Below are 22,620 nucleotides of genomic sequence, written 5' to 3' on the forward strand. Positions count from 1 at the left end.
GTCAACACTAAAACAGTAGTTCGAGTACAGAAGCTCGAGCACCAAAGCTCTAGCACAAGCATTCTAATACAGCAGCTTGTGTTGGAGCTTTATCACATCACGTTTATAGTTTTGCGATAAAGTCATCAGCAAACTGTTGCGATTAGCAATATAGGTCATTGCGCCAGAACGCGGAATACTGCCTGAAGGAAGTTTCAAAATAGGCGTAATCAAGCCGGTATTAAAACGCCAAAAATTAATCAACTGATAACCTTGGCGATTTTGCCTAAAATACACGCCCTTATCGTTAGTCGCCCAATTGTACCCTTCGCCAAAGTGGCTATCACTTATCAGCTCTTTCACCTGCTCTGGCTGAGATAACGACAATACCCATAAGCCACCTCTTCCAAGCTGAGTAAACACTAACTTATCTTGGCTAATCATCTTACCTAAGCGCATATTAATTGGGCTAATCACTTTAGGTAAACGGTTATCAAGGTAAAACTCAGTTATACCGTCTTGGCTGCGCGCTAAAACCATTTCATCGTTCCAACCCCAGCTTGGACGGTTATGGTCTAAATAAGGCGTCGCCAAAATACTTATATTGGCCGTTTTCATATCCAGCACATGAATCTTATTGCCTTCATTTTTATCGTCTGGAGCGAGAAAAGCGACTTTGGTACCGTCATGAGACCAGCTAGGATAGGCCACACGGCGCTTTAAATCTGTATGCTGGCGGCGCTGCTTGCCTTCTATATCACTACTCCAAATCTCATTAAAACCCGTTTCATTAGATACATAAACTATTCGCTGAGTCTGTTCAGAGTAATCAGGGTTTCGATAACTGTACTCAACTTGTAATAACGGAAAGGTCGCAGTAGGAATAGACTGCTCAAGCGCAAATGAAGCGACACTGTAATCGCGCATATAATTTGAGTAAACCAGCTCGTCGCTATTAGGGATAGAGCGCGGATAACTCATGCCCTCGACTTCTAATGGCATTATTTGAACATCATCGATACCAACAATATAGCCATTACGTACACCTGAGTTTTCGGTGCTAAATATCAGCCGCTCACTATCTTGGTGCCAACTAAGACCACGTATATCCTCAAGGCCGGAGGTTAAACGTCTCTCTTCGCCAGTATCCACATGCACAATGAAAATATCTTCAGAAATATTACCGAACCGCCGTGCAATAGCGAGCCACTCACCATCGGGACTAAAGGCGACATCTCTATCGCGATAACTACAACCCTCAACGCAAGAAAGGCGTTTAGGCGTGGGATTTTCTTGCTCGAGTGATAACTCATAAAGACCTGAACCAGCGCCCTCTGAACCGTCCCAGATATACACTAAGCGACTACTATCAGGGGCGATATCAATTGCTGAGCTATAGCTATAACACTCAGCTAAACGGCTGGCTTCATTACTCGCTAAATTTAGCTTAGTTAAATAGCATCTATTTTCACTGCGATGCTCAGAGCCGTAATAAAGACTGCCACCATCAGGGCTCCAAATAGCTCTTATTTCTGAGCTTTTGGTTGAAGTTAAACGCTTAGGTGTTTCGCTAGGGTTTTGTAGATCTTTAAGGTAAAGGCTTGAATAACGGTTACTACCACGGCTGCCATAAACTAACCAACGGCCATCAGGCGAAACTGCCGGATAAAGCTCTGATCCCGCAGCCGTTGTTAGATTTTGTTTCAGCGTTGGTACATAACGAATACTGTCTTGATATAAGTGATAACCCCACGCAGCGACCACTACAAGTAAGGCAATTACCCCACCTAATTGCAGCTTGCGGTTAAGTGCAGTTAAGCTTGAAATTTTAAGTTCGGCCTGTTGAAACAGATCAAGATCATCAACTAAATCAGCTTGATTGAATTGCGGCTCTATCAGCAAACGATAACCCATTTTCCGCACGGTCTCGATAGCCTGCTCGCTATCGTTTCCTCTATTAAGCTGTTTACGTAGGTGCCATATTGCATTTGTGAGCGCCTTGCTGCCTACATAGCTATTGCCCTCCCAAATGTTTTCTATCAACTCTTCGCGAGTCACCACATTTGGATATTGCCGTGCTAGGTAACTGAGAACCTCAATGAATTTAGGCTGAATAGAAACCTTTTTGGCGGCACAATTTTCATCGTCAACCTGATAAAAGTTCAAGCTATTATCGCTCGGATTGACTTCACAAAGCCCTAGCCGAAACACCGCTTCTTTCCTAATTTCTACCATTGAAACTCCACTTTTCACAGCAACGCTCACTGAGTAATTAGCGTCATGCATCAAGCAACTACTTAGCTAAATTACGCCAGTATTTCTTTGTAACTTAGTCATCCGCTCTTATAAAACACTCAACAATTACATCTATTCAACATAGATAAAGGCTTTTTCAACAGTTAAAAACATACACTAACAGAATGATAATTAAAACAATAGATATTAAATAGACAAATAAACAACATATAAACGACCCTGCGCGCACTGCTTGAAAATAACAAACTACTTACAACTAACCTCAGTTGACAACCAGCTGCATTGTATTTGGAAAATCGACAGTTTCTGCCCCTGGAATGATCCGCTTAAATCTGAAGATGTCGTGCGCAAACAAGATTAAGCGTAAACAAAATTATAAAAAAGGACAGTAATCAAATGAAACCTAACATGAACCTTTCAGCGATAAGCTTAGCCATCAGCATGGCGGCGCTGACCCCCACAACTTTGTTTGCGGCAGAAGCAGCAGACAAATCAAATGCCAAAGAAGAAATAGAAAAAATCGAAGTTACCGGCTCACGCATTAAGCGCGCCGACTTTGAAGGTGTCGCACCAGTTACCGTTATTACCGCCGATGATATTGCCAATAGTGGCCTAAGTTCTATTTCAGAAGTACTGCAGTCATCAGTTGCTAATACCGGTGGCTCACTCAATGGTGAGAGCGATGGTTTCACTGATAGTGCCAGCTCAGTAAACCTACGTGGTATGGGCGCTAACCGCACCTTGGTTTTAATAAACGGCCGTCGTCAAGCGTCATTCCCTAGCGCAGCAGGCGGCACTTCAAACTTTGTCGACGTATCAGATATTCCAACAGCTGCTGTAGACCGCATTGAAATTCTTACTGGTGGCGCCTCAGCCATTTACGGTTCAGATGCTGTTGGTGGTGTAGTCAACATTATCTTAAAGCAGCGGTATGATGGCGCTAAAGTTGCTGCCAAGTATACCGACCCAACTCAAGGCGGTGGTGAGCAGCTAGACCTGTCTTACCTACAAGGTTTTAATACCGATCGAAGCCAAACCTTATTAATGCTTGAATACAAGAAAGTTGAATCGATCCAAACTTACCAACGTGATGATCTGTATAGCCCTTCTTACTATGAAAATGAAGATGGAGAACTTACCTGGGGCGCGGGCCCTTATGGTGATGCTTCGCCTTCAAGTTGGTCTTCAAGAATTACCGATTACAGCAAGGTTTATCACGACGAAAAATACGTCAACTTAGATGAGCAACAATGTAACGACCTATTTGGAGATAAAGGCATATATCGACCAGATTATAAATACGGTTGTTACTATGATAAGTATGCTGACCGTGGCCTAAAATCGGCTTACGACCGGGTAAACCTAGTGCTTAACTCAACCTATGATTTGAATGATGACTGGCAGATCTACGGTATGATCAACGCTTCTTACAAAGAGTCGACTAAATATAAAGATGAAAAAGGCTTTGGTAGGAGTATTTACCAAGATGAAGCTACCGGCGCACTAAGTTACGACAAATACGAATTTGAAGATGACAACCGCTTCTACCTGGCTCGCAGAATGGAAGAGTATCCAGGACCACGTACTTATGATACCCAAAATACTAAAGCGGCTATCTCATTTGGCGCAGATGGCACCATAGGTGATTATGAATTAGATCTATCTTGGTCAAGCAGCTACAACAAGTACGAGAAGCAAAACCATCACATGGTTAAAGCTGATGCCCTACTTGATATTGTCACCTTTGATCCAAATGATGCCGATCCTTCTAAGTGGTATCCAAATCGCCAAATGACAGCAGAACAAGCTGATATGCTTATCGCTGATTCAACCAAGAATTCAGATTCGAGTATGCATCAATTCCAAGCGGTATTCACCGGTGATTTAATGGAACTACCAGCAGGTACTGCTGGTTTCGCGACTACTGCCGAATGGGCGCGTGAAAGCTATGAAGACACCTTAGATGAAGTAACAATGAGTGGTGGTTTAATCGGTATGGGTGGCACTGGTGGTAAAGGAGATCGTGACCGCGTTGCCGTTGCTGGTGAAATCCAAGTGCCTATTCTAGCCAATATGACTGGCGTTAAATCATTAGATTTATCTGCAGCACTACGTTACGACCAGTATTTAGATGACTCAAATGTTGATGGTGCAACTACACCACAAGTGGGTCTTTCATACCGCCCTATTGAAGAAGTGATGATAAGAGCTAACTGGGGAAAGAGCTTTAGAGCCCCAGATATGCACCGCTTATATGCTGGCCTGACTCGAGCATACGGTTCAACTTCATATCCACATCCAACCATCCCTGATGAAGTGTATGAAGATAATTACAGCAGTATAAGCTCTGGCAACATCAACCTTGAGGAAGAAAAAGGCGAGTTCTGGAACTTAGGTTTTGTGGCAAACATTACTGATAATGCAGATATCTCTGTTGACTGGTGGAACATCGAACTTGAAGGTGCAGTTAAAACTATTTCTACTGACGAAATGTTAGATGATGAAGCTAAGTACAAGCAAACTGGCAACTACAATAACTGCGATGAAATGGACATTGTCGGCTACCTAACTGAACTTGATGATGATGACATTGAAAATATTGCCTGTATGCGTAAAGGCCCTATCAACAGCGCTTATGAAGCCTCTGAAGGTATCGATACTAGCTTTAACTATCAGTTCCCAGAAACTGCAGTAGGAGATTTTAAGTTTAAAGTTGCCGCTTCGTACTTAATCAAGAAAGAGTACCAAGAGCGTGTTGATAGCAAAATTGAAGAACAGACTGAAACCGATTACTTCCCCAAGTGGAAAGGTAACGCCAGCCTAAGCTGGAGCTATCAAGATTTCCGCGCAACTGTAGCTTACTTCTACACCGGAGAAGCAAAAGGCACAGATACCTTTACTTTAATAGATAGTAATGGTGACGAGTATGAAGAAGATGATTACACCGACACACTAGATGCATATCAAGTAGTCAACATTACCTTGGCCTATTATGCACCTTGGGATGGTAAATTCACCGCAGGTGTTAAAAACCTAACCGATGAAATGCCACCTTTATATGACGTTCGTAACGACAAGCACAATGACTGGCCTTTCTATGAAGATGATAACAGTAGCTATTCAAATACTGGTCGTAGTTTCTTTATTGGCTACTCACAAAAGTTCTAATCTGGTGTAAACCTCCAATCAGCACCAGAAGCTTAGCGCCCATCTCTGGGCGCTTTTTTTACAGTTAGCTCTATGTCAGGAGATAAGAATGTCTCGAAGCTCGCTCTTAAAGTTTGCCCTGATAGCTATTTGCAGCCCGCTATTAACTAGCAATGCAATAAGCAGCACCTATCAATTACCTAGCCAACCACTGCAAAATGTCGTTGAGCAAACAAAAAATGTTAGCACTCGCTTATCACAAGATAAGCAATGGCTCGCAGTACTAACTCCCAGAAGCCACTTAACGATTGAGAACTTAGCAAGCAACGAGCGTAAGTTAGCCGGCCTTAGAGTATCGACTGAGTCTCTCACACCAAGCCGAATTAAATATACCTATTTAAGCATCGAGTTAGTTAATTTGCATGGCGCAGCTGCGGCAAATATCAATGTACCTCTACGCAAAGGGATGCAGGTTGCAAGTGTTAGCTTTTCGCCCAATAGCCGCTATTTGAGCTATATAGGCTTGAATAAAAATAGCGCTGACCTTTATATTTACGACATCGAAAAGAATCAAACTACAAAGCTCAACCCAAGCCGATTGAACGCCACATTAGGGCTTAAATATATCTGGAGTAATGATAGCCAAGGTATATTTACCAACCTCGCGCTAACAACAAATATCGAACCAAAAACTCAATTAATCTTTAGTCCCAATATCAGTCAAACATCAGGTAAAAAAGCGCCGCGTCGCACCTACCAAGATCTGTTACAAAACGCGCAAGATGAAGCTGAGTTTTCCGCCCTTACCACCAGCCAACTGAGCTTCATCAATTTAGATGGTAATGTTAGCGCTATTGGCCAACCAGCCATTAATATCAGCTATAGCTTATCGCCAGATGATAAATACTTATTAGTCAAACGCGTAAATCCGCCATTTTCTTACATGGTTAAATACTATGATTTTGCTCAAAGCGTTGAGCTATTTAGTAGCGATGGAACTAAGCTAAAAAACCTCGCCAGCCTTGAGAGTAGTGAGTATCGCGCCCCTGGGAGTGACTCGGTAAGAAAAGGTCCGCGAATGATCCACTGGCGCGCAGATAAACCTAGCACTTTAGCGTTTGTACAAGCACTAGATAAAGGTGATAGTCGCCTAAAAGTTGCCTACAGAGATCAGCTATTACAACTTAATGCCCCTTTTAATCAACAGCCAACGCCACTGACAAAAACGCCTTGGCGGATAAGAAGCATTCAATGGGCAGAGCAGAATACTGCAGTGATAACCGAACGCCAATCTGATAAAAAACAGATGCGTGTTAGCTTATTAGATACAACTGAAAAGAGTAACCAGCAACTCTCACTTTGGTATCAAAAAGCAATTCGCGACACCTATAAAGACCCGGGCCGTTTATATCGTCAACCAGCCAAGGTCAATGGCCAACAGCTAGGGCGAGTCGTAAAGCAACATAACAATGCATTTTTACACTATGGCTTAGGTGCATCACCGCAAGGACTCAAACCTTTTCTAAAAGCCTTGCCTATTAGTAAAAATACCGCTTTGGTTAACAAGAGTCAGACATTATGGTCATCACCGAACGAGCAGCTCGAAAGCATTAAGTACATAGTTAATCTTAAGCCATTAACCGTAATTATCAGCAGACAAACCGCAGATACGCCGCCTCAATTAGTCATGGTTAATACCGAGTCAGGCCAAGAGCGTAACTTGTATGAGAACAAACAAAATCTCAATGCCTACAAGGGGATGACAAGGCAGTTGGTTAACTACACCCGTAAAGATGGCCTGCCTTTATCTGGGATCTTATATTTGCCTGCTGGTTATAAAAAAAGTGATGGCCGTTTACCTGTTCTTATGTGGGCTTACCCACGAGAATACAAAAATGCAGAGGTTGCTAGCCAAGTAAACTATTCAGCCAACCAATATCAAAATATTAGTACTAAGGGCCCAGTTCCATTTGTGGCTAACGGCTACGCTATTTTTGATAAAGTCGCGATGCCGATTGTTGGTGAGGGTAACGAAAAACCTAATGATAGCTTTAGAGATCAACTCGTTGCCAACGCCAGTGCTGCCATCGACACCCTAGTGGATATGGGCGTTGCCGATAGAGAGCGAATTGCTATCGGCGGCCACTCATACGGTGCATTTATGGTGGCGAATCTACTTGCGCATTCCGATCTTTTTGCTGCAGGCATTGCCCGTAGTGGCGCCTATAACCGCTCACTGACTCCTTTTGGATTCCAGCATGAAAAACGCAATTACTGGGAGGCGCCAAGTCTGTACCAGCAAATATCGCCATTTACTCATGCTGATAAAATCGACGAGCCTTTACTGCTGATGCACGGCGAAATGGACTCGAACTCAGGAACCTACCCAATGCAATCGGCTAGATTGTTTAAAGCAATACGTGGTTTAGGTGGGCAAGCTCGCCTAGTAACATTCCCCTATGAAAGCCACAGCTACAAGGCTAAAGAGTCGATTATGCATATGCTCTGGGAGCAAGAAAGCTGGCTTGAACAACACCTTAAACAGCCAACATTGGGTAAAAGCGATAGCGCCTTTGGCCAACCTGGTCTAAATGAAGCTCAAGTGACGTTTCATTAATAGCACTAAAAAGTGGCGACTTAATTCAAGTCGCCACTTTTCCTCACCAACTTGAAAACCCCACATAGAGCCGGGGCCACAGCTACTTATCAAAGTGCTCAATAAACAGTGGCGATTGCAATGCCTAATAACAATTAATAGAAATAGGAGTCTAGACCTATGACAAACTCAGCGAGTTATTTTCCAATGAAGGCTGTTTGTTCAGCACTATTTTCATGGGGCCTTATTTCAGGCTTATTGGCAAATATTGCCATCGCGAAAAACCAAGACGTTAGTTCGCTCACCGACTCACAAGTGCATATCCAAACTGCTACAGACCCATTTTCTCCTGTAATAGCTGCTGAGTATTTGCCTAAAAATATCATCTATTTAATTGGTGATGGTATGGGGCCAGCCTACACTACCGCATACCGCTATTACAGTGATAACCCACAAACTAACAGAGTAGAGAAAACCATTTTCGATCAACTGCTCGTAGGTATGTCGAGCACTTACCCTGATGATGACACTTATGTCACCGATTCAGCCGCGGCGGCGACGGCATTGGCGACCAGTTATAAAAGCTATAATGGCGCCATAGCGGTTGATCATCAACATGGCGCACTGCCAACGATTTTTGAAATAGCCAAAGCACAAGGAAAAACCACTGCCATTGTAGTGACATCACAAATTAACCACGCCACTCCTGCAAGCTTTTTAGCCCACAATGAAAGCCGCCGTAATTACGACCAAATTGCCGATAGCTATATAAGCAATCTAGTACACCAACGCCCCATAGCAGATCTGATGTTAGGCGGCGGTACGCAATACTTTGTCAGAGAAGATAGAGATTTAACCCTTGAGTTCCAAGAGTTTGGTTACCAGTATGTCGATCAACTAACAGACCTAAATAGTATCAGCAGCCTACCTGCTTTGGGCTTATTTGCCCCTAAAGGCTTACCTGCGGCCATAAGAAGCGATGATCCTTTAAGGCTGACAACAATGACAGCTAAAGCGCTAGATCTATTAAGCAAACAAGATGCGCCGTTTATTGCTTTGGTTGAAGCAAGTCAAATTGATTGGTGCGGCCACAGTAACGATATCACCTGCGCCATGACCGAAATGCACGACTTTGCCAAAACACTTGAACTCGCCAAGCGTTATGTCGATGCCCACCCTGATACGCTATTAGTTGCAACGGCCGACCATTCAACAGGCGGTCTAACCCTTGGCAGAGATGGCACATATCAATGGCAAGGCCAATTACTGCATCAGGTACACAGCTTACCTCGCAGCATCGCCAAACTGATTATTAACACACCTGATGTACTCAATGATTTAAATACATTTAGCACTTTTTTACGCCCACATATCAGTATCGATATCGAAGATAAAAAACTCGATAGTTTGCGTTGGAAATTAAATTCACGTCTCACTCAGCATAAAGCAGAGCAACACATCACCGACGATCTAAAGCAAGCTATTGATAAATTGACCTATACTGGATGGACAACCGGAGGGCATGACGCAATCGACGTACCCGTTTACGCCTACGGCAAAGGTGCACTGTACTTTAGAGGGCATAAAGACAATACCGAAATCGCGGCAACCTTGATTCAGATGGTACAAGACGAGCGCTATAAGCAAACTTCATCGTTCTAATCCGAGTAACGATAAAGGCAGTAAACTAAAAGTTCACTTTACTAACAGTGCAAGTAACGATTAACTTAAACAGCTACTTATTTAGCAATACATTGAGTTTGGAGTATATTTAGCTAACGACTTATCTAGCTACAAAAGAAGTAACAATGTCTTATTTTAATGTTAGCGCGCAACAATAACTAAGCCGCTAATTTAAAGCACAAGGAACTGTTATATGAATATGACGCAAAAAATGACTGCCGAGTTTATCGGCACACTTTGGCTAGTATTAGGTGGTTGTGGTAGCGCCGTCTTGGCTGCAGCATTTCCCGAAGTCGGCATCGGCTTACTCGGAGTTGCTTTCGCATTTGGTTTAACTGTACTGACGATGGCATTCGCTATTGGCCATATTTCCGGCTGTCATTTAAATCCAGCCGTGTCTATTGGCCTCTGGGCCGGAGGACGTTTTCCGGCATCAGAGTTATTGCCATACATTATTGCTCAAGTTGCGGGAGGTATTGCTGGTGCAGGTATTTTATACCTTATTGCCTCAGGCCAAGATGGCTTTAGTTTATCAGCAGGGTTTGCATCCAACGGCTATGGTGATCACTCGCCAGGGGGCTACAGCTTAACTGCGGCGCTAATTTGTGAAATCGTAATGACGATGTTTTTCTTAATCATCATTCTTGGTGCAACCGACTCACGGGCACCTAAAGGTTTTGCGCCAATTGCTATTGGCCTTGGCTTAACCCTTATCCACTTAATTAGCATTCCAGTGACTAATACATCGGTCAATCCAGCCCGCAGTACAGGCCCAGCTCTTTTTGTAGGAGATTGGGCAACCTCGCAACTCTGGCTATTTTGGGTTGCGCCCATAATCGGTGCCATTATCGCCGGCGGCATTTACAAAATATTTGATGCTAAAGAATAAGTCATAATCAAAATAACAGAGCTTAATTAAGCTCTGTTTTCTTTTTCAATAGTCACCTAGATGTTATTATCCGTCTCAATCGGCGCGCTTTGCTTGTTTCAAGGCTCGCCTCATTTACTATTAAGAGATGTAAACCATGAGCAACAAAAGCAAAACACTTAAGCAAGTTACTGAAATGACGCCAGAAGCTCGTTACGACTACCTAGTTGAGCAAGTGAAAGAACACAAAACATTGTGGTCATTACAGGATTTAGACGGTTGTGTTATGTTGACCACTGAAGAGGAAGATTGTATTCCAATGTGGCCAACTGAAGAGGCTGCTGCTTCATGGGCTGTTGACGACTGGGCTGATTGCCAAACTTTAGCGATTCCTGTTGATGAATGGTTAGAGCGTTGGGTTCCAGGCATGCAAGATGACGATTTATTCGTTGCAGTATTCCCAGTACAAGATGATCTAGGTGTAGTGATCCCACCTTATGAGCTAGAAGAGCGTCTAGCGCCTAAAAAGCGCCACTAATTATTAAGACCCTTTGATGGCAGGCCATATTCGCTTGCCATCTTGGTCTTTTTATCTGCTAATAAAACTACAAAGAGAATAAAAAAGTGGATAGTGAAAAGCCTGTAATCCCCGAAAAGTCTGCAACTAGCAATAGCTCCCACGATACTCAAACCTCTAATAGCACCGCAGAAACCCCAACTGAAAAAATTAACATGCCCAAGCGCCTTATCGCCTTGCTCATCTTTTTAGTGGTGATTTCTATTAGTGGCTTAATGGCTAAACAAGGCGTGCTATTTTGTATCTTAACCCTGTTTATGGTGCTAGCAATTATCGGTAAACAAAAAGCAGGCTTGTTAATGCTAAGAGTATATACCTCACTGCAGTTAGCCATAGCCAGTGCATTGCCTATAATGCTGCAAGATCCAGATAACATGGTGCCTTCTGAACCATCTAGTTATGCCATTGGCAGTTTTAGCATGCAACTACCCGATTGGTTTGTGTTCGGTGTACTTATCATCATATCATTGCTGCAAGTTTGGATAGCCTTTACCCCAAAGGTGAGCCGCTACTTTAGCCGCGCAATAAACCTTAATATCATGCGCTAACTTAATATGCTTGCTGTAACGGCGAGCCAAACTGCAGATACAAAAAAGCCGTCATAAGACGGCTTTTTTAGTGTTTAATCAATATCAATTAAACAGAGAAACTTGCACCACAACCACAGGTAGTTGTTGCATTAGGGTTCTTAACAAAGAAACGCGAACCTTCAAGGCCTGACGTATAATCAACTTCACCGCCAACAAGGTATTGTAAGCTCATTGGGTCAACGACCAACTGAACACCTTGCTTCTCTACCGTGAAGTCGCCTTCGTTTACTTTCTCATCGAACGTAAAGCCATATTGGAAACCTGAGCAACCGCCACCTGTTACGTATACACGTAGCTTAAGTGCGTCATTTTCTTCCTCATCGAGCAAGGTTTTTACTTTTGAAGCCGCCGCATCAGTAAAACGGATTGGCAAAGCATCTTCAGCTTGTTCAGTCATTACTACCTCTTACATCTGTTTGCTGTGCAGAATTATCTAATACCTGACCATTTTGTTCAAGTAATATGCCCTGCTCTTTTTCATCCACAAGTAAATCTTGTGCGCTATATTCCTGTTCGGTTTGTGAGCCTTTGGTCCAACGGCTGGCAGGAACAATCACTTTGGCCTTCACTCTAGATAAGCTAAAGCCTTCTGGCAATGTAAATTCGCCATCTAAGATCTGAAAATACCTAAATTTGAATTTAAACGAGTCGTCTGTCAAATCTGCCAGTTTAAGGTTAACGGTTTTACCGTCTTGCAAACCCACTAATGTAATTTCACCGCGCCCTGCTAGTGACCGCTTACGCTTCTCTAACTGAGTCAGTACTAACTTGATGCGATACTGGCGCGGCTCAATACTTGGTGTAAGCTCTAGGCCATTAATCGCCACACCATCAGCACTATTTTCTGGTGCCATTACACTACGATAAAAAGCCAGCTCTCGTGCTAACTCATTATTCTTAGCATTTTGTTCAACAAACATAGCTTGCATGTTGTCGTTAGCTTCACGCTCAACCGCAAGTTCAATATTACGCGCCGCTAACGTCTGTGCTTGTTCCTGTAATTGCGCAATATATTGTTCAGATTTATCAACTTTAACTGCCGCTTTCGGTAAATAATGTTGCTTTGCAAAATCGTAACTTAAACCACCTAAAACAAACGCTACCAGGACTAAAAACAATAAATACACACTTGAGGGTCTAATTTGTCGTTCAACCACTTGCATGCGATCGACCCAACGATGATAATTTGACATTAAGTAACAGTCCCTTAATAAAAAAGCTCACATTGTCTACCAACGTGACAAACAAAATTTTGGAAATTTCTGTGCACCAAGCAATTGTTAACAAGCGAGCGCAATTTCAAAAGTACTTTCACAGTGACCTTAAAGACATACTTTCGCAGTCTAAGGTGAGTGTGCAGTTGTGTTTGCTTGCGCTGCTGTTTGCGCTATTTGCATCTGGTGTCATTCTTCTTTTCCGACTACTTCTGGTTTGGTGCGACACCTTCACCAAAACCCAAGAGCTGAATTTTACGGATATCATCGATGACTGGCGAGTATTATTACCGCTTTTAGGTTCATTTTTAATCTGGGGTGTCGCAAAAATGGGATCTCAGCGCTATAAACGTATGGGTATCGCTTATGTGATCCACAGAATGAAGCTGCATTACGGCAAAATCCCACTGCAATCTGCTCCCGGTCAATTCTTTCAAGCCTTGTTTGCTCTGGCGACCAACTTCTCCGTAGGTCGAGAAGGTCCAGCGATTCATTTAGGCGCAGTCAGCGCCAGTGTATTAGCCGAGAAATTTCGCTTGCCAGATAATAGCGTGCGAGTAATGTGTGCCAGTGGTATAGCTGCAGGTATCGCAGCCATTTTTAACGCTCCACTTGCAGCTGTTATCTTTGTTTTTGAAGTCGTGCTACGCGAATACAAGATCCATTATTTCTTCCCTATTATGCTCTCCGCTATTTGCGGTGCCTTAACCAGTCAGATGGTCTTCGGTGATGTGCACGAATTTGAGCAAATTGGCGCTGAAGTCATTCCGCTAAGCCAATATCCGCTACTGGCTATTTTTGGAGTAATACTGGGCTGTGTTGCCGCTTTCTTTAACACTAGTTTGCTTAAAGTGACTGAAATTGGCCAAAAGTGGCCTCTACTTAACCGGCTGCTATTAGCAGGAGCGGTTACAACTTTAGTCGGCTTAGTGTTGCCACAAGCGATTGGTAGTGGTGAGCTTGCCATTGCAGAAACCATCAATCAGCATCCGAGTATTTTATTTTTATTCGCCATCTTAATTGGCAAAGTAATTGCCACAATTGCAGCCATCGGCCTTGGGATCCCCGGCGGATTAATCGGCCCACTATATGGCATTGGCGCATTACTCGGCACCATATTGGCTTTGATCAGCGCAATATTTTTTCCAAGTATCGCGCCCTATATCGGTCTTTATACCATCATAGGCATGACTGGGATGATGGGTGTTTGCTTAAGTGCGCCTCTCGCGGCTCTTGTGGCGTTAATCGAACTCACCAATAACGCCTCTATCATCCTGCCCTCAATGTTTGTGGTCATCCCGGCATTTTTGATTTCCCACCAAGGTTTTAAAACTAAGTCGATTTTCTTCAAGCAACTAGAAATTATGGGCTTAGGCTATAAAGTCGCTCCTGTGAATCTTGGTCTACAAAAGGTCGGTGTTCGCCACCTTATGGATAAGCGCTTTGTAATTGTTAATGATAACGACGAGCTACTGTTAGAAGTACTTAAACGCGCAGAAGGACGTTCAGTGTTGGTGCGTAACGGTAGTGGTGAAATTGAAATGTTGCAACTGCAATTACAAACCCGCGATGAAGACAGCACACTTACAAGGCACCCTGTGCAAGGGCTAGCTGATACGGCAACCTTAAACGAAGTGTACCTATTGCTAGCCAAAGAACGCCGCGGCGAGGTGTATATCTATCAGCAATCACCTGAAAATATCGTAGGAGTGATTAACTGGATGACGCTGCAGAAAGAGATCCGTTCAGGCCAAGTATAAAAATATTGCTAATTGGTATAAGCCAGCACGGCAAAAATCGACACGAGTATTTTTGAAATGAAGATCAGCTCAGGCATGATTTAACTTCTGGTTTTGGTTGTTAATACTCAGTGTATTTACTTTAAAAAAAGCCATGATTAAACATATTATTAAAATCAAGGTGACTTAGTCCACCAGCTTACCACTGCAAAAGCTTAACAAGACAGGTGGCTGACAAATAAACATAGCGCCTAAATTATCAGCTAAACATATCAACTCAACGTAAATCCAGCATATTCAATACCCTAGCCCAATAATTAAACAACAAACACACCACAAATCCATCAACACCAATAATTAGTTCATTAACCGCTAGAACCGCAAGAACCCTCCTAAAAATTAGAATGTTTCACAACTTTTTAGAACTTTTTACAGGCTAACGGTCACACTTTTCTGTAGTTTTACGAACTCAATCGCCTTCTTTTGCGACAAAACGAAAAGATGCATCTGTTGGCCTTGATAAAAAAACGTTGCAGGGTCGTGACTTGATAAACGCACTATCAAGCTCTATGCACAGATAAGGCGATTTCTTTGGAAGTCGCTACTGGCCAAACGTAAATAACATTACCCGATAAGGGCACCTAATGAGTGTATTAAAAAATAAAATAGCAGCACTAGTCGTGATATCTGCATCAATGGTTGGGTTTAGCAACCAAGCATTCGCAGAGGACTATCAAAAGCTGCTCAACATGTGTATCGCATGTCATGGAGTTGATGGGAGCAATGAATTCGACTCAATCCCTAATTTGAAGGGGCAAAACGTGCAGTACATGGTTGGACAACTAAAAAACTTTAAAGCAGATAAACGCCAAGACCAAACGATGAGTAAAGTTGCTAAATTGCTAACACAAGAGCAAATGCAAGCAATGGCTGTTTATTTCAATACTGGGAAGGAGCAAGACTAATGGCTATCGATAGACGTAAATTTTTAAAGGGCGCTGCGGCGACCTCTGTAACAGCCATGCTGCCGCTTAACTGGGCCTTTGCATCAAACCGCCCAGACGGTATTGAACCAATGGACGTATCAGCAGTTAAATGGAAAAACGTTGATGACTTACCAAGTCACTTTAAAGTATTAAACTCAAGCCCACTGAACGCCTTCCCACCAGAGCATTTACTTGCGCCAGTTAAGACCCCAGCAGATGTCGCTTTTATCCGTTGGAACGGACAAATGCCAGAGTTCGACAAAATCGATCCTGACACTTGGGAGTTCACTGTTGACGGTGAGTCAATTGAAACCCCAAAAACCTACACCATTGCTGAACTGAAAAAGAAATTCAAAACCCACACCCAGCAGCTAGTGCTTGAATGTGGTGGTAACAGCCGTGAAAACTTCTACCCAAATGCTAAGGGTAACCAGTGGAGTAACACTGCGGTATTCTGCGCAGAATGGACCGGCGTATTGATTAAAGACGTACTGGCTGACTGTGGCGTGAAGAGCGATGCGGTTTACACTGCTCACTATGGTGCAGATAAGCACATTAGTGGTAAAGGCGCAGCAATTTCGCGCGGTGTGCCAATCGATGCAGCCATGAATGAAAACGGCATGATTGCTTGGGGCATGAACGGCGAAGACATTCCATACATGCACGGTTACCCGCTGCGTATCGTATTTGGTGGCCGTCCTGGCTCTGTGTCACAAAAATGTGCAACAGGTATGGGCGTTCGTGACCGCGTACATGACGGTAAGAAGATGGAAGCACCAGCTTACCAGGTACCAAAATTCCCTGTGGCACCTGGTGAGAAAGTCGCAAATAAAGACTTTAAGATTATCGAAGAGATGATTGTTAAGTCACTTATCACTTCGCCACAAACCGGTAGCGAAATGAAGTTGGGCAAAACGCTTTCAGTAAGCGGTCATGCATGGGCTGGTATGCGCGATGTAGCCAAAGTTGAAGTCAGTTACGACTACGGTACCACTTGGCAAACTGCGTCACTCACTAAGCCTGTAAACCCAACAGCTTGGCAGCAGTGGAAAGTCGACCTTAAGTTGCCACAGGCTGGTTACTATGAGATTTGGGCGCGCGCCACAGACACCAAAGGCGATACCCAGCCAATGGTTCAACCACAATGGAACCCGAAAGGTTACCTATTTAATGGCTGTCACCGAGTGGCAGTAAGGGTCGTATAATGACAAAGACTCTATTTACGGCAGGCTTGCTTGCCTTAAGTTGCCTTTCACCTGTTATGGCTGCTGATGCAGCCAAGAGCTACCCAGTCGATCCTGAGTCAGGCCTGATTATGGCACCAGGTTGGGAGATGGTGAACTACCAATGTAATGCTTGTCATACTTCATTGATTATTCCGCAAAACAAGGGTAACCGCGAAGTTTGGCGCGATACGATTCAATGGATGGTTGACACCCAAGGCCTGTGGGACTTGTCTGACACTTGGGATCCAGTGCTTGATTACCTATCAACTTATTATAATGAGACCGGTATCGACATGAAGATCTTTAGACGTAAGCCTTTGGATAGCGAGCAAATGCCGCCAATGCCAACACCAGGTGAGGAAGGTTAAGATGCCTAATAGTTTAATTAAACAAGTCTTAGCAGTCAGCTTGATCTGGGCAACTTCTGTTAGCGTAAGTATTGCCAATGCAGACACATCTTTTAAAGATACACTCGCAGTACAAGGATTAAAACTTGAAGCTAGCGCACTAAACTATCAAGCTGATGCGAGTAAAGGTGAAGCCCTGGCTAACCAGCGCTGTATCGCTTGTCATGGTGATGCCATGCTAGGCATGATGAAGACTTACCCTGATATTAAAGGCCAAAAAGCTGCTTACCTATTCAAGCAGTTGGTTGAGTTTAAGCGTGGTGACCGCAGCGATCCACTGATGCAAGCCCAAGCGGGAATGCTATCTGAGAAAGAAATGAAAGATGTTGCTTACTACTACTCAACGCAAACTGCGTCAGATTTAAGCAAATAATAGACAAGTAATAAGCCATTAAACAGGCAAAGCATTTGTTTATTCAGCCATTCATAAAAGCCTAAATGCCAATATGCATTTGGGCTTTTTATTTTCTACATCACTAAAGCCAACACACTTAAATCAAACAGTTAATGAAGAACCGCATAAATTAAGCTAAGTTTAAACAAGATACGCTAAATTTCAGGACGGTTTATGCTTAAAAAGCCCCAGACGCTAATAGCCCTTGCAGCGCTTAGCTTAACGCTCATCTTATATGCCGCTAATTCCCAATTTAACCCAGAAAGTGGCGGTAATAGAGTCGTCTACAATGAGCAACAGCAGTCTGATAGCGAACAAGATAAAACCACAACGAAACAAAGCAGTAATAGTAATAACGAAAAAGTAGCAGCTAAAGATCTTGCGACCCCAACAGGTTCAGATGCCACACAAAACAGCTTTACTAAGGTGTCGGACGAGCGCCCAACCAAAGCAGCCAAAGATATTCGCGTCAACTCTCTCGACGAGCTAATGACGCTATTTGATTCTCTCAATTACAATACTAAAAGCTGGCAAGAGGGTAACCGAGAAGTGCCTCGCCTCACCTTTGAATCGGTGAGCGAACGCTGGCAAAAGGCCTCAAACCAAATCCCTGTACAGCAAAAGAAAATGGTGTTTTTCCGCTTACTCGCGCCGCTCATTCTAGTAGCCAATGAGAACATTTTGTTAGAGCGTAAACTTATCGCCGAAGCGCCATTAAACGATGCTATTCTGCAAAAAATTGCCTTTAAATACAAAATTACCAAAGACGACAATACAACGCTAACAGAGCAACAACGCCAAGCACTATTAGAAGAAGTTGATATCATGCCGCCATCTTTGGTACTGGCTCAAGCCGCTGAAGAAAGTGGTTGGGCAACGTCACGCTTTACCGTTGAGGGCAATGCATTTTTTGGTCAGTGGGACTTTAGCGGCAAAGGCATGATCCCCAAGCAGCAACGCAAAGAGTTAGGCAACTATGGTTTAGCCCGTTTTGACACGCCGCTGGCCTCTGTTGAGGGCTATATGCTTAACCTTAATACTAATAATGCCTATAAAAAACTTCGAGAGTTACGCGCAAAACTACGTGCAGAAAATAAACCAATAACAGGCATGGAGCTCGCGGGCACCTTAGATAAATACTCAGAACGCGGTCAAGCCTATATTGATGGCATACGGCAGATGATTAGCTATAACAAGCTAGATCAGGTCGATGAAGCTTATTTAAGTGATGCAGCGCCACTGCATTTAATCCCTAGACCTGACTGACAATTAGTTTTACCAGCCACATTAAAAACAAAAAAGCCGTAAACATTAAGTTTACGGCTTTTATTTAGCACAGCTGAATTTAGTTAAGCTTAAACTTTGGCTTTGGCTTTTCTTACATAAGGCAAAATAAGCAATACCACACCCACTACTAAGAATGGAATGCTAAGTAATTGGCCAGCGCTAAACGTCCACGTATCAGCGTAAACCGCTTGCTTCACTTTCACCATTTCAATTAAGAAGCGAGAACTAAACACCAGCACTAGGAATAAACCAAAAATGGCGCCGTGCTTTTGCTTCATATCTGTGAGTTTATAAATAGCCCACAACAAGGCAAAAATCGACAAGTAAGCAATGGCTTCATATAGCTGCGCAGGATGGCGTGGCAGCATATCGACACGCTCAAACACAATCGCCCAAGGCACATTGCTAGGTAAGCCAAGAATTTCTGAATTGACAAAATTAGCCATGCGCACAAAGAAGCCAAAAATAGCCGTGGCAATCGCTAAACGATCCAGTAAGAACAAGAAAGGCAGTTTCACCTGACGCTGATAATAATATAGCGCCAAAATCGCCCCCAAACCACCGCCGTGACTGGCTAAGCCGCCTTCCCAAATAGCTAAGATTTTTATTGGGTTACTTAGATAGTAAGCTGGATCATAAAACAAGCAATGGGCTAAACGCGCGCCAACAATAATACCCACAACGCAATACATTAACAGGTTGTCTAATGATTCAACCGGTAAGCTTTCTTTAATATAAATGCGCTTCATTACTTGAAAACCAGAGGCGATTGCCAGCGCAAATAAGATCCCGTACCAGTGTACAGTTAACCCCATAACGCTAATCGCTACGGGATCGATATTCCAAATAAAATGGTCCAAACTAAGCCTTCCAAATGTATTGTTCTGTATCGAAAATATGATAAGTCATGCGCAGTTTTACCCGTCAACACACTCTTTGGCAAGGTTTTCGCAAAATTAGCAGCAACAGAATGTTTCTGCCTACGCATATAAGTCTAAAATCTGCATGATTTAATCCAATGTTCTGTGCTTGTATTATTTATCTGCCCATTAGATTCTGCTATAGTGCCGCCTCAGCCACCCTACATAAATTCGGGCAATAGCTTTGCTATTAACGCCCCTCAGAAATTGGAAATATAGGCTGATGACTCAGTTTCAAGGTTCGCATATCCTTTCGGTAAACCAATTAGATTTGGAAGCCGTTGAAAAAGTTTTTTCTGTTGCTACCCGCATGACCCCTTATGCTTTAAGACAAAAACGCACCACAGTTTTAGATGGCGCAGTTTTAGGCAACCTGTTTTTCGAGCCTAGCACCCGTACCCGCGTCAGCTTTGCCAGTGCATTTAATCTACTTGGCGGTAGAGTAAATGAAACTGTAGGTATGGCATCTTCGTCGCTATCAAAAGGCGAATCGCTATACGATACCGCTCGCGTACTTTCTAGCTACTCTGACGTAATCGCCATGCGCCACCCTGATTCTTTCTCTGTAAGTGAGTTTGCTAAAGGCAGCCGCGTACCGGTTATCAATGGCGGTGATGGTGCTAACGAGCATCCTACTCAGGCACTTTTAGACCTGTTTACCATTCAAAAAGAGCTGGCTGCAGGCGGTCGTGACATTAGCGGCATGAACATCGCCATGGTCGGTGATTTGAAATTTGGTCGTACAGTTCACTCTCTTTCGCGTCTGTTATGCATGTATAAAGATGTCAGCTTCACACTCGTATCACCAAAAGAGCTAGCAATGCCTGACTCTGTGATCAGTGACATTGAAAATGCTGGCCATAAGATCACAATAACAGACCAACTTGAAGGCAATTTAGATCGCGCTGATATACTCTATCTGACGCGTATTCAAGAAGAACGCTTCCCTTCTCAAGAAGAAGCGAACAAATACCGTGGTAAGTTCCGTTTAAACCAAAGAATTTATACACAGCATTGCAAGTCAAACACTGTGATCATGCACCCGCTGCCACGAGACTCTCGTGAGCAAGCAAATGAATTGGATAATGATCTTAACGATCATCCAAATCTAGCTATCTTTAGACAGGCTGATAACGGCTTGCTGATCCGCATGGCACTGTTTGCACTAACATTAGGCGTTGATGCTCAACTTGAGCAGTACGAACGCCCTGTTAACTGGTATTCTCGAAAAGCTGATTGTTAAGTCGGCTACAAATTTAAGGATTAAAAATGACTCGTTCTGACGAACTATTTGAACAAGCTAAAAAGACCATCCCAGGTGGCGTTAACTCTCCAGTACGTGCATTTTCTGGTGTAGGTGGATCGCCACGCTTTATTGAAAAAGCAGATGGCGCTTATATTTTTGACGCTGATGGCAAAAAGTATATCGACTACGTAGGTTCTTGGGGCCCAATGATTTTAGGTCACAACCACCCTAAAATTCGTGAAGCGGTATTAAAAGCAGTTGAAAATGGCCTATCTTTTGGCGCACCAACTGAACTTGAAGTCACTATGGCTGAAAAAGTTATCGAAATGGTTCCTTCAATGGAGCAGGTTCGTATGGTGAGTTCAGGTACTGAAGCAACAATGAGTGCTATTCGTCTAGCACGTGGTTTCACTAATCGTGACAAAATCCTTAAGTTTGAAGGCTGTTACCACGGCCACGCTGACTGTTTACTAGTAAAAGCAGGTTCTGGTGCACTAACACTTGGTCAGCCAAGCTCTCCAGGTATTCCTGAAGATTTTGCTAAGCACACGCTAACTGCAACTTACAACGATTTAGAATCTGTTAAGACTATCTTCGAGCAGTACCCAGAAGAGATCTCTTGTATCATCATCGAGCCTGTTGCAGGCAACATGAACTGTATTCCGCCAATCGACGGTTTCTTACAAGGTCTACGCGCTATCTGTGATCAGTATGGCGCACTGATGATTATCGACGAAGTAATGACAGGTTTCCGCGTATCTAAGAGCGGTGCACAAGGTCACTACGGCGTAACACCAGATCTAACTACCCTAGGTAAAGTTATCGGTGGCGGTATGCCAGTCGGTGCTTTCGGTGGTCGTAAAGATGTCATGCAGTTTATCGCACCAACAGGCCCTGTTTACCAAGCTGGTACACTATCAGGTAACCCAATTGCGATGTCTGCTGGTCTTGCACAGATGGAAGCATTGTGTGAAGAAGGCGTTTACGAGCAACTAGCAGCTAAGACACAGTATATTGCTGAAGGCTTTAAAGCTGCTGCTAACAAGCACGGCATTCCAATGGCAATCAACTACGTTGGTGGCATGTTCGGTTTCTTCTTCACCAGCGAAGAAACTGTAACCAACTTTGCTCAAGTGACTAAGTGTGACACTGCACTATTTGCTGAGTTCTACCACCTAATGCTAGATGAAGGTGTTTACCTAGCTCCTAGCGCTTATGAAGCAGGTTTCTTATCACTTGCTCACGGTGAAGAAGAGTTAGAAGCAACACTTGCAGCTGCTGATCGCGTATTTGCTAAGCTTGCTAAAGCTTAATTAGGTTGAGGTTGATAGCTTAAAAACCTAATAGCTAAAAACATCAAAGGAACACTTATTAGTGTTCCTTTTTTATATCCGCTGCACTCAAAAGCGTTACACCTGTCGGTATAATTTCGCCAAACAACTGCAACAGAAGCTTTCTCCCTTAATTATTTTCCGTTTTATACTCATTTCGTTAGTAAGTGCTAT

General features: G+C 43.4%; 18 protein-coding genes. 14 read left to right on the forward strand and 4 right to left on the reverse strand.

Annotation, left to right across the window (positions count from 1 at the left end):
- Nucleotides 1-63 precede the first annotated feature (63 nt).
- Nucleotides 64-2,214 (reverse strand): winged helix-turn-helix domain-containing protein, encoded by a 2,151-nt coding sequence (locus MSG37_RS02405; protein WP_248468957.1) that lies wholly within the window; start codon nt 2,212-2,214, stop codon nt 64-66.
- Between the two features lie 417 nt (nt 2,215-2,631).
- Between MSG37_RS02405 and MSG37_RS02410 the strand changes: the two genes are divergently transcribed.
- The 6 genes from MSG37_RS02410 (at nt 2,632) to MSG37_RS02435 (ending at nt 11,654) form a co-directional block, all read left to right on the forward strand.
- Nucleotides 2,632-5,403, forward strand: a complete 2,772-nt coding sequence (locus tag MSG37_RS02410) for a TonB-dependent receptor (protein ID WP_248468958.1) — start codon at nt 2,632-2,634, stop codon at nt 5,401-5,403.
- A gap of 88 nt (nt 5,404-5,491) precedes the next feature.
- Nucleotides 5,492-7,999, forward strand: a complete 2,508-nt coding sequence (locus MSG37_RS02415; RefSeq protein WP_248468959.1) for a prolyl oligopeptidase family serine peptidase — start codon at nt 5,492-5,494, stop codon at nt 7,997-7,999.
- 159 nt (nt 8,000-8,158) lie between these two features.
- Nucleotides 8,159-9,640 carry an alkaline phosphatase gene (locus MSG37_RS02420; RefSeq protein WP_248468960.1) on the forward strand — a complete coding sequence of 494 codons (1,482 nt, stop codon included), beginning with the start codon at nt 8,159-8,161 and terminating at the stop codon, nt 9,638-9,640.
- 214 nt (nt 9,641-9,854) lie between these two features.
- On the forward strand, nt 9,855-10,550 hold the full coding sequence (aqpZ, locus tag MSG37_RS02425) for an aquaporin Z (RefSeq protein ID WP_248468961.1): 696 nt from the start codon (nt 9,855-9,857) through the stop codon (nt 10,548-10,550).
- 136 nt (nt 10,551-10,686) lie between these two features.
- Entirely contained in the window at nt 10,687-11,067 is a 381-nt protein-coding gene (locus MSG37_RS02430; protein WP_248468962.1) for a DUF2750 domain-containing protein, read from the forward strand.
- Between the two features lie 86 nt (nt 11,068-11,153).
- Entirely contained in the window at nt 11,154-11,654 is a 501-nt protein-coding gene (locus tag MSG37_RS02435; protein WP_248468963.1) for a hypothetical protein, read from the forward strand.
- A gap of 88 nt (nt 11,655-11,742) precedes the next feature.
- On the opposite strand, the gene erpA is transcribed toward MSG37_RS02435, so the two are convergent.
- Both erpA and MSG37_RS02445 read right to left on the reverse strand, forming a co-directional pair.
- Complete coding sequence (erpA, locus tag MSG37_RS02440) at nt 11,743-12,093, reverse strand: iron-sulfur cluster insertion protein ErpA (RefSeq protein WP_202288449.1); 351 nt, start codon at nt 12,091-12,093, stop codon at nt 11,743-11,745.
- A complete protein-coding gene (locus MSG37_RS02445; RefSeq protein ID WP_248468964.1) occupies nt 12,086-12,889 on the reverse strand; it encodes a DUF6776 family protein in 804 nt (267 codons plus the stop codon). The genes erpA and MSG37_RS02445 overlap by 8 nt, the downstream gene beginning before the upstream one ends.
- Before the next feature lie 59 nt (nt 12,890-12,948).
- Here MSG37_RS02445 and MSG37_RS02450 point away from each other — a divergent pair, with 59 nt between their 5' ends.
- The 6 genes from MSG37_RS02450 (at nt 12,949) to MSG37_RS02475 (ending at nt 18,928) form a co-directional block, all read left to right on the forward strand.
- Complete coding sequence (locus tag MSG37_RS02450) at nt 12,949-14,670, forward strand: chloride channel protein (protein ID WP_248469140.1); 1,722 nt, start codon at nt 12,949-12,951, stop codon at nt 14,668-14,670.
- 623 nt (nt 14,671-15,293) lie between these two features.
- The gene (locus MSG37_RS02455; RefSeq protein WP_248468965.1) at nt 15,294-15,614 is read left to right on the forward strand and encodes a c-type cytochrome; all 321 of its coding nucleotides are present in this window, start codon (nt 15,294-15,296) and stop codon (nt 15,612-15,614) included.
- Complete coding sequence (locus tag MSG37_RS02460) at nt 15,614-16,840, forward strand: molybdopterin-dependent oxidoreductase (RefSeq protein WP_248468966.1); 1,227 nt, start codon at nt 15,614-15,616, stop codon at nt 16,838-16,840. Before MSG37_RS02455 ends, MSG37_RS02460 begins: the two co-directional genes overlap by 1 nt.
- A 56-nt stretch (nt 16,841-16,896) precedes the next feature.
- Nucleotides 16,897-17,229: a cytochrome C gene (locus MSG37_RS02465; RefSeq protein WP_248469141.1), complete on the forward strand. Its 333-nt coding sequence runs from the start codon at nt 16,897-16,899 to the stop codon at nt 17,227-17,229.
- Nucleotide 17,230: 1 nt separating this feature from the next.
- A complete protein-coding gene (locus tag MSG37_RS02470) occupies nt 17,231-17,641 on the forward strand; it encodes a cytochrome c (protein WP_248468967.1) in 411 nt (136 codons plus the stop codon).
- A gap of 195 nt (nt 17,642-17,836) precedes the next feature.
- Nucleotides 17,837-18,928 carry a glucosaminidase domain-containing protein gene (locus MSG37_RS02475; protein ID WP_248468968.1) on the forward strand — a complete coding sequence of 364 codons (1,092 nt, stop codon included), beginning with the start codon at nt 17,837-17,839 and terminating at the stop codon, nt 18,926-18,928.
- Nucleotides 18,929-19,017: 89 nt separating this feature from the next.
- On the opposite strand, the gene lgt is transcribed toward MSG37_RS02475, so the two are convergent.
- Nucleotides 19,018-19,809, reverse strand: a complete 792-nt coding sequence (lgt, locus tag MSG37_RS02480; RefSeq protein ID WP_248468969.1) for a prolipoprotein diacylglyceryl transferase — start codon at nt 19,807-19,809, stop codon at nt 19,018-19,020.
- 283 nt (nt 19,810-20,092) lie between these two features.
- Between lgt and MSG37_RS02485 the strand changes: the two genes are divergently transcribed.
- Nucleotides 20,093-21,112, forward strand: coding sequence for an aspartate carbamoyltransferase (locus tag MSG37_RS02485; RefSeq protein WP_248468970.1), 1,020 nt, complete (start codon nt 20,093-20,095; stop codon nt 21,110-21,112).
- Between the two features lie 26 nt (nt 21,113-21,138).
- Entirely contained in the window at nt 21,139-22,428 is a 1,290-nt protein-coding gene (gene hemL / locus MSG37_RS02490) for a glutamate-1-semialdehyde 2,1-aminomutase (RefSeq protein WP_248468971.1), read from the forward strand.
- Nucleotides 22,429-22,620 lie beyond the last annotated feature (192 nt).

This window comes from Shewanella sp. 1CM18E (assembly GCF_023161665.1).
Classification (GTDB): Bacteria; Pseudomonadota; Gammaproteobacteria; order Enterobacterales; family Shewanellaceae; genus Shewanella.